The 8,739-nt window shown below is 47.4% G+C and carries 8 protein-coding genes; 4 read left to right on the top strand and 4 right to left on the bottom strand.

Features of this window, described 5'->3' with window-relative positions:
• Positions 1–220 precede the first annotated feature (220 nt).
• On the bottom strand, positions 221–460 hold the full coding sequence (locus AC1DYT_RS14090) for a hypothetical protein (protein WP_477470218.1): 240 nt from the start codon (positions 458–460) through the stop codon (positions 221–223).
• Between the two features lie 333 nt (positions 461–793).
• A complete protein-coding gene (locus tag AC1DYT_RS14085; RefSeq protein ID WP_477470217.1) occupies positions 794–1,381 on the bottom strand; it encodes a porin family protein in 588 nt (195 codons plus the stop codon).
• A gap of 188 nt (positions 1,382–1,569) precedes the next feature.
• On the opposite strand from AC1DYT_RS14085, the gene AC1DYT_RS14080 reads away from it, so the two are divergent.
• The 4 genes from AC1DYT_RS14080 to AC1DYT_RS14065 all read left to right on the top strand — a co-directional run bounded on the left by AC1DYT_RS14080 (position 1,570) and on the right by AC1DYT_RS14065 (position 5,277).
• Positions 1,570–1,785, top strand: a complete 216-nt coding sequence (locus AC1DYT_RS14080) for a hypothetical protein (RefSeq protein WP_477470216.1) — start codon at positions 1,570–1,572, stop codon at positions 1,783–1,785.
• Positions 1,786–1,850: 65 nt separating this feature from the next.
• Positions 1,851–3,593: a S41 family peptidase gene (locus AC1DYT_RS14075; protein WP_477470215.1), complete on the top strand. Its 1,743-nt coding sequence runs from the start codon at positions 1,851–1,853 to the stop codon at positions 3,591–3,593.
• A 127-nt stretch (positions 3,594–3,720) separates the two neighbouring features.
• On the top strand, positions 3,721–4,599 hold the full coding sequence (locus tag AC1DYT_RS14070) for a hypothetical protein (protein ID WP_477470214.1): 879 nt from the start codon (positions 3,721–3,723) through the stop codon (positions 4,597–4,599).
• 135 nt (positions 4,600–4,734) lie between these two features.
• Positions 4,735–5,277 carry a hypothetical protein gene (locus AC1DYT_RS14065; protein ID WP_477470213.1) on the top strand — a complete coding sequence of 181 codons (543 nt, stop codon included), beginning with the start codon at positions 4,735–4,737 and terminating at the stop codon, positions 5,275–5,277.
• A gap of 142 nt (positions 5,278–5,419) precedes the next feature.
• Here the strand turns inward: AC1DYT_RS14065 and AC1DYT_RS14060 are convergent, their stop codons facing one another.
• Together AC1DYT_RS14060 and AC1DYT_RS14055 are read right to left on the bottom strand one after the other, a co-directional pair.
• Positions 5,420–7,093: a sodium/sugar symporter gene (locus tag AC1DYT_RS14060; protein ID WP_477470212.1), complete on the bottom strand. Its 1,674-nt coding sequence runs from the start codon at positions 7,091–7,093 to the stop codon at positions 5,420–5,422.
• 88 nt (positions 7,094–7,181) lie between these two features.
• The gene (locus tag AC1DYT_RS14055; protein ID WP_477470211.1) at positions 7,182–8,666 is read right to left on the bottom strand and encodes a xylulokinase; all 1,485 of its coding nucleotides are present in this window, start codon (positions 8,664–8,666) and stop codon (positions 7,182–7,184) included.
• Positions 8,667–8,739: the final 73 nt, after the last annotated feature.

Below are 8,739 nucleotides of genomic sequence, written 5' to 3'. Positions count from 1 at the left end.
CGTCAGGCCAGAGATTTACCGCCAGCTTCCTTCAGATTCGCAGTCACCCACGACACCCTTGCTTTTGGTTAACGCTTCCCACTATCAAGGCGCGTTCGGGACTCTCACCCTATAGCTTGCGCCCGTGCCGGGCGCACACAAAAAAAAACCTCGGGTTGGGCCCGAGGTTTTTGCAATCAATAATTTAGGTATATGGCGGGTACTGAGAGAGTGCAAATACTTAACGAAGCGCTGCGCCGGGCAAAAAAAACATGCAAGCCACGGCCAGCAGCACGCAGGCTATGCCCATAAAGGCAATCACCCGTATCATCAGGTTCTCGTCCTGCACAAAGTGTGCATTTATCTTCTGTAACTCGGTATCCATGGCCGACGAATTATGGGGGCTGTTGAGCAGCTTATCCAAGTATTCGCCCGTGCAGATGGCAACCGGGGCTTCAATTTTTGATAAAGTGTTGTCCATATTGGATAGGTATGTAAAGTAAAAATACACTACGCATTGCGTAATACGACAATATATTTTCAAATCGGGTACTTATACGCGGTTTTGCGCAGGCTGGTTTGTGCTTTTAAATAAAATCCTCGCGAGGCGTTTTGCTTTGTAAGCAAGACGGCGCCGAATGTCCTATTAACCTGCACTACGCACAAACTTGCATTGCCTGTAAACTAAGCCTGGGAAATCGCTCAAAAAAATCATCGTCAACAATTTACCCGTTTCATTAGTGATGATGGGGATATACCGCACAAAAAATCCCGGCTGCGCACCGGGATTCCTCATTCGCTTCAATGCCGCTCATTAAAACAGCTTAAAGCCTATACTAAGCGCCCATAGGTTTTGGCGCTGGCCAAAATTCTCATTGATTTTGGTGAGGCCGCCCTCGTAACGGAAATCGGCTGTAATGTGCCCGATATCAACACCCGCACCGGCCTGGAAGCCTAACGTGCTCTTCTTATAATCGCCAAAATCGGCATAGGCCGAGTTTACCGCGCTGGAGAAGTTATCGTTCTTATCCAGTACGTAGCTATAAACAGGGCCGGCCATAATCCTGAAGTTGAGGTTATCGCCGCCAAAACCTTTACCTATCAATAAGGGTAGATTAAGGGTGGTGAATTTAACCTTGCCTTCGGTAGTAACGGTGTTGTTATTGGTTTGGAATGCAAACTTGCCGCCGCTGCTGCCCAAATAAAGCTCGGGCTGCAGGTAAACGTTGGAGCCAACACGAGCGAATATGCCCGCCTGGTACCCGGTTTTGGTCGACTCGCTTACGTTATCGGTATTGATTTTAGAGAAATTTACGCCTCCCTTTATCCCCAGCGAAAATTGCGCTTTGGCACTAAAGGCCGCCGCAGTGATGATTGCAATGCTTAAAAGTAACTTTTTCATTTGTCGGTTTGTTTTTAACAAGGTATAACAGCCGACGGCGCAGGTTGTTTATGCAGACGCCGCCGGTTACCCCGTTTGGTTAATAAAACGGTTAGATGTGGGCTACAGGTAAAAGTTTAATTATAAGCCCGGTATTAAACGCGGGCTACAGCGTATTTTTTATATTTTTGCTGAAATAAAATTGTTTTATGGCAGAAATTACGATAAGCAACAAAGATTGGCCGCGTATAAAAATAAAGGTGCAGCGCAAGTACAACCACCTTACCGATGAGCAATTGCAATACGCCGAAGGGCAGGAAGACAGCCTGATTACCCGTTTGATGCAGCTGGTAAACCGCGATAGGGCCTACGTAGTATTCACCCTTAAAAAAGCTTTGGTGAATATTGATAATAACCGCCTTTAAAATGAGTTAATTACACAAAAAGCTGTATTGCTTTTTGTAGCTTTATATTTGATGACCGGCAGCAGATGAACAATAACCAACCGAAGAAGAGGAATTACAGGAAACCTGCATTTTTTGCGGGCGTGTTGGCCGTTGCCGTTGTTGCCTGGGGCTTTAACGACGACCTTTTTCAGATAACCAAGAACCTGGATGTTTTTGCGGCGGTTTATAAAGAAGTTAACATTAATTATGTAGACGAGATAAACTCATCTAAATTGGTTAAAACCGGGGTGGATGCCATGCTGGATGGTCTGGATCCTTACACCGAATTCGTGCCGGAGTCTGAGATAGAGGAATACAAGCTGCATTATGTAAGCACGCAGTACGGTGGCATTGGTGCCAGCATTTTTGCCCGCGACGGCAAAGTTTACGTGGCCGATGTGTTTGCGGGCTTCCCGGCGCAAAAGGCAGATATACGCCCCGGCGACCAGATGATGAAGATAAACGACATCGATCTTACCGCCAAAAACAACGACCAGGTAAGCCTGCTGCTTAAAGGCAGCAAAGGCGCTGAAATACGCTTGCTAATGAAACGCGAGGGCGAGCCCGCCGTTGTAAAGAACCTTCTCCGCGACGAGATAAAACAACCCAATGTAGTTTACTCGGGCATGGTTGGCGGCAATATGGGCTATATCAAGCTCAACAAATTCCTCGAGAACTCGGCCCAGGAAGTTACCGACGCGCTTACCGCACTAAAAAAGAACAACCCTAACGGCATCATACTCGATCTGCGCTCCAACGGCGGCGGCATATTGCAGGAGGCCGTGAAAATAGTGAACCTCTTCGTAGCTAAGGATGTAACTGTTGTGTCGCAAAAAGGCAAGATAAAAGAAAAGAACTTTACCTATAATACGGTAGCTACCCCGCTGGAGCCCAACCTGCCGCTGGTGGTATTGGTTAACAGCCGCTCGGCATCGGCATCAGAAATAGTAGCCGGGGCCTTGCAGGATCTGGATAGGGCCATCATCATTGGGCAGCGCAGCTATGGCAAGGGCCTGGTGCAGCAAACCTTCAGCCTGCCGTATAATAGCCTGGTTAAAATTACCATTGCCAAGTATTTCGTGCCTTCGGGCCGTTGCGTGCAAGCTTTGGATTATACCCACCGTAAAGATGATGGCAGCGTACTTAAAGTGGCCGACTCGTTGATGCACGAATTCAAGACCAAAAACGGCCGTTCGGTGTTCGATGGCAGCGGCGTTTACCCGGATATTTTTGTGAAGCAGGATAGGTTTGCCAACATTACCCAAACACTGGTAAACAAATTGCTGATTTTTGATTACGCTACCCAATACCGCAACACGCACCCCCAAATTGGCGACCCGCGCGCTTTTACCCTGAGCGATGCCGAGTACCTCGATTTTACCAAATTCCTGGCGGGGAAAAACTACACGTATAATACGGCTTCGGAAAGGATTCTGGACCAGCTGAAGATAGAAGCCACGCGAGAGAAGCAATTCCCCGAGATACAGACGGAATACGATGGCCTCAGGGCAAAAATGGCTGCCGCCAAAAAGAACGACCTGATGCAGCATAAAACAGAAATAAAGCAGGTGCTGGAGAACGAAATCGTATCGCGCTACCTCTACGAAAAAGGCCGCTACGAAGCCAACTTTAAATATGACAAAGAATTGGCTCAGGCCGTTAAAACTATGCAGGACAAAGTGCAGCTGGCATCTATTCTTAAAGGCGAAGGCAATTTCAGGGTGATAGGCAAACCTGTACTGGCCATGGCTGCCAAACTGGATGATAAGGACGATAGCGACGATTAGAATAATGAAGGTCAAGAAACCGGATGATTTTCGCCCGCCTATTTTATGGCGGGCTTTTTTTTGCAGTAGCTTTTTTGAAATAATTTATGAAAAATCTACTGCTGATGCATCATCTTAATAAACGACAATGAAACGCAAATGCCTAATCCTGATGATTCCGCTGATTTTACTATTTGCGGCATATCGCAGCCTTGCCAGTCCCCAGATGCCGGATTACATCATCTATAAGTCGGACACCATCGTCACATACAATCTCATTGTTGAACGTTATTTGCAAAGCCAGCTCCCTATTGATTCGGGGAGGTTATTTGGCTTGAGTTTCCGAGACGGAGCATCTGTTAACTGTTGGAGGGGTTACCAGGCCGTTTATAATATAGAAAACGACAGTCTTTTTTTGACTGATATGATACCGTGCGGTACACTGCGCCAGGTTAAGAAGTTCAGGGCTTGGTCTGATGAAATGATGAAGAAGGTATTCGGGTATAAATTTGTAAACGGCAAGGTTTTTATCGATTGGTTTTCAGGAGACATCAGTTTTCCGATAAACCGTAACCCGGTGAGGTGGGATGGCGTATTTTATTGGATATTCGAGAAAGAACGGGTACTGAATGTCTTTGGCGGAAAGGTTCTGAAAACAGAAGATGTTACAAATTACGCTGATGTTCACGGCGGTATAGATAGGAAATACGGCGTAAAGCTTTCGGACATCTTATTTAAGAAAATAAAAAAGATAAAATGGAAGAAGGCTCCTGATTGCGATTGCTCCTATAAATACATCATCACGATAGGCCCGGCGGGTATGGTTTCTCAAGTAATGTTGTCGGATGAGGAAAAAATCGATCCCGATGAAGTGAAAGAAACAGAGACCTGCAAGGCGCTTATTTTCGATGCTATACGAAAACTGCAGTTTGACATCATCAAAGATAAAGGCAAGCCAATGGCAGAAAATGTTTATTTGGAGGTATGGATAGAAAGCAACGGCAAAACGGAGAACTGGACGCGTTAATATCCTATCGCCTCAATTAATTACAGGCGGTTCTTTCCGCGCTCCTGTAACATCCCTGTTATAACGCCACCCCTGCGGTAAACTTTTTTAAACCATCTGGTGTGTTTGCCTGTCATACCTGCAAAACATACGAAAATGAAAAAGATTATTTTAACAACCGCGATATTCTTAAGCGCCCTGAGTTTCCAGGCTGCTAAGGCACAAATAAGTTTAAATATAAATATTGGCAGCCAGCCCGAGTGGGGCCCTGTTGGGTACGATCACGCCGACTATTACTATATGCCGGATATTGATGCTTACTATGATATCCCCGCCCACCAATACGTTTACGTAGAGAACAATGTATGGGTGCACCGTGCGGCATTGCCTGCAAGGTATAGCAACTACAACGTTTACAATGGCTATAAAGTAGTGGTAAACGAACGCAGCCCATGGGTACGCAACGATGTTTACCGTGCCAAATACGCCAACTACAGGGGCCGCAAAAGCCAGGTAATCATCCGCGATAGCCGTGACGATAAATACAAAAACCATTGGGTAGCCGACCGCCGCGATGTGCGCCAGGACCGCAGGGATATACGCCAGGACCGGAAAGACATCCGGAACGATCGCAAAGATTTCCGCAACGACCGAAAACAGTTAAAACACGATAACCGCGGCAACGGCCACAGGAACTAAGCTTCAAAGAAAATAAGCATAAATGTAAAAGGGCACCCTTCATCGGTTGCCCTTTTTGCTGTAATCTTGCCACATGAGGCAATGCCTCATAAAAAACAGCGGCCCAAAAATAGGGCCGCTGTTGAATATTTACAGGGGGCTGTTACCAGAAGATGGTATAAAGCGCCACCAGTATGCCGCAAACCAGCATGGCGCCAACCGCAAACGCGTTTGATGTTTTGAACATTTTCGCGTCGATATCCAGGCCGTTGGTTTCTTTGCCTTTGGCTGCATCTATCAAACTGATGATAACCATGCCAGCCACGCAAATGGCGAATACGAAGCCCATCCTGTCCAGGAATGGTATCTCGTACAGGCCGCTTTCAGCATTCTTATAAGAGAAGCCGCTTGCTGCAAGTGAGGTCAAATCGACCATCTTGGGCAGGAATTTGAAGAATACAGAGAACGCGAAACCGCCGATAGTGGCAAACAATGCCGCATTGGATGATGCTTTCTTCCAAAAGAAGCCCAGGATAAACATGGCGAAGATACCCGGCGATACAAAGCCCGTGTACTCCTGTATGAACTGGAAGCCGCCTTTTTTGTCGATGCCCAGGAATGGCGATATCGCCACGCCCAGTATCATAGCTACCACTACGGTAATCTTACCTACTACCACCAGTTGGTGATCGGTAGCGTCCTTGCGTATTTTCTTCTTGTAAATATCCAACGTAAAGATGGTAGCGATACTATTGGCCTTGCCGGCCAGCGAGGCTACTACTGCGGCCGTTAACGCTGCGAAAGCCAAACCTTTTACGCCCGTAGGTAGCAGGTTAAGCAATACCGGGTAGGCATTATCGTGGTTGGCTGTAATGCTGCCCGTCATATCTGCATTGAATACGTTCTCTTTATACAGGATATAGGCCGCGATGCCCGGCAATACCACAATCAGCGGCATCAGCAGTTTCAGGAAAGCAGCGAACAAGATACCGCTACGTGCAGTATTCAGGTTGGCACCTAATGCCCTTTGCGTAATGTACTGGTTGCAACCCCAATAGTTAAGATTTACTATCCACATACCACCTATCAGCACGGTCAAGCCGGGCAGGTCGCCATAGCTCTTGTTGTCTTTCTTCAATATCATCTGGAAGTGGTCGTTGGCGTGGTTGTACATGTCAGACATGCCGTTCAGCAGGCCCGGGTGGCCATAATACTCACCTACTTTAGTAACGGCGATATAGGTAGTAACCAAGCCGCCCAATATCAGGAAGAACACCTGGATAACGTCGGTATAGCCTATTACCTTCATGCCACCCAGCGTAATGATGATGGCGAAAATTGCTAAACCGGCTATGCACAATTTGAAATCGATACCGGAGATGCCGTTGATGGCGATAGCGCCGAGGTACAGTATCGATGTTAGGTTAACGATTACATACAGCAGCAGCCAGAATACTGCCATAATCATGGCAACCGTGCTGTTGTAACGCTGGTGCAGGAATTGCGGCATGGTGAATATCTTGTTCTTGAGATACACCGGTATAAAGAATACCGCTACAATGATAAGCGTCAGCGCTGCCATCCACTCGTAAGTAGATATAGCAAGGCCCATGGTAAAACCGTTGCCGCTCATGGCCACAAACTGCTCGGCTGAGATGTTCGATGCAATTAAGGACGCACCGATTGCCCACCAGGTTAGGGAGCCTTCCGCTAAAAAGTAATCTTTGGAGGTAGCGTCGGCATTATGCTTGCGGCGGTATATCCAGTAACCGTAACAGGCTACAATAAGAAAATAGACTAAAAATACGATGTAATCGCCGGTCGAAAGAGATTTCATTTATCTGTTTGGTTTAGTATTTAGGAGTTATATGGATTAGTATTATATGGTTTTATTAAATTTTCTTGGATGATTGTTCCGCATTTTTTTATTGATAGGATAAATGCTGGTTTAGTACTATTTTCCAATCCTCATACACCGCATCGTAACCGGCAGTGTTCGTTGGTTCAACGTAGGCCACGGCTTTGTTATTGCTGAAAGCCTCCGTTGCCGAAGCAAATATTTCTGCGCCAATGCCGGCACCAAGCGCCGCGCCCATGCTACCATCGTTATGGTACAGCTCTACCGGTACGCCGGTGGTGTTTACGAATGCCTGGGTAAACACATCGCTGAGGAACATATTGGTTCTGCTGGCCCGTATTACAGTAGGGTTCATGCCGTTCTCGCGCATGATATCCAAGCCGTAGCGGAACGCGCAGGCAATGCCCTCTTGTGCCGCGCGGTAAATATGGGCTGGGGTGTGCAGGTTCAGATCGATGCCGTGCAGATGCGCGCCAACCTGCTTATTGCAAAGCATACGCTCGGCACCGTTGCCAAAGGGCAAAACACGTAAGCCGTTGCTGCCAATGGGCACCAACGCCGCCTCGGCATTCATTTGGGCGTAGCTGAGGTGCGGGGCCGTTGCCGTTTTAACCCACCGGTACAAGCTGCCGGTGCCATTAATACATAGCAGAACGCCCAGGCGCTTATTTTCGTTAGCGTAATTTACATGCGCGAAGGTATTTACGCGTGATTGACGGTCGTAAGCCAATTGGTCGCTCACGCCATATATAACGCCCGAGGTACCGGCTGTTGCGGCTACTTCGCCTGGCTTCAATACATTTAAGGATAGGGCATTGTTGGGCTGATCGCCCGCCTTATAGGTTACGGGGGTGCCGGTATTCAGTTGAAGGGCGGCTGCCACCTCCGCAGTAACACGGCCGTGCGATGAGAACACCGGCTTCACTACCGGGAACAGGCTATCGCTAAAACCGAAATATTCTATAATGTCTTTAGAAAGCCCGTTGAATTGGAAATCGTAGAAAATGCCTTCAGACATGGCCGAGGGCGAGGTGGTAATTTCGCCGGTAAGTTTCATGGCTATGTAATCCCCGGGGAGCATCACCTTATCTATCTGCTCGTAAATATCGGGTTCGTTTTGTTTTACCCAAGCCAGTTTGGCTGCGTTAAAGTTGCCCGGCGAGTTCAGCATGTGCGAGAGGCAGGCTTCGTGGCCGATATCTTCAAAGGCTTTATCGCCAATTTCTACGGCCCGGCTATCGCACCAAATAATGCTGTTACGCAATAGCTGGTGGTTTTTATCAACCAGTACAAGCCCATGCATTTGGTAAGCTATGCCTATTGCGGCAATGTCTTTTGGCTGGTAACCGCCTTTTTTATGGCAGAGAGCAACGGCGTGGCCGGTTTGTTGCCACCACATATCGGGCGATTGCTCGGCCCAGCCCGTTTGCAAAGATAGTATAGGCGACTCTTGCTCGGGGTATTGCGCCGACGCAATAACTGTCTGTGTGACAGTATTTACAACGCTCACTTTTACTGAGGATGTGCCAATATCTATGCCTAACAATAGCATGTGCGGGTTAAATAAGTTTGTTTACTTTGGTAATACGGGGTAACAGCAACGAAATTAAATTATTTTTTGAAAT

It is taken from the genome of Mucilaginibacter sp. P1_D10 (genome assembly GCF_056406215.1).
Note: the sequence above shows the minus strand (reverse complement) of the source record. Positions and strands in the feature narration are given on the sequence as shown.

Coding starts and splice junctions, on each gene's coding strand:
- AC1DYT_RS14075 (WP_477470215.1), top strand. CDS start 1,851: ATGAACAATAACCAACCGAAGAAGAGGAATTACAGGAAACCTGCATTT.
- AC1DYT_RS14080 (WP_477470216.1), top strand. CDS start 1,570: ATGGCAGAAATTACGATAAGCAACAAAGATTGGCCGCGTATAAAAATA.
- AC1DYT_RS14065 (WP_477470213.1), top strand. CDS start 4,735: ATGAAAAAGATTATTTTAACAACCGCGATATTCTTAAGCGCCCTGAGT.
- AC1DYT_RS14060 (WP_477470212.1), bottom strand. CDS start 7,093: ATGAAATCTCTTTCGACCGGCGATTACATCGTATTTTTAGTCTATTTT.
- AC1DYT_RS14055 (WP_477470211.1), bottom strand. CDS start 8,666: ATGCTATTGTTAGGCATAGATATTGGCACATCCTCAGTAAAAGTGAGC.
- AC1DYT_RS14070 (WP_477470214.1), top strand. CDS start 3,721: ATGAAACGCAAATGCCTAATCCTGATGATTCCGCTGATTTTACTATTT.
- AC1DYT_RS14090 (WP_477470218.1), bottom strand. CDS start 460: ATGGACAACACTTTATCAAAAATTGAAGCCCCGGTTGCCATCTGCACG.
- AC1DYT_RS14085 (WP_477470217.1), bottom strand. CDS start 1,381: ATGAAAAAGTTACTTTTAAGCATTGCAATCATCACTGCGGCGGCCTTT.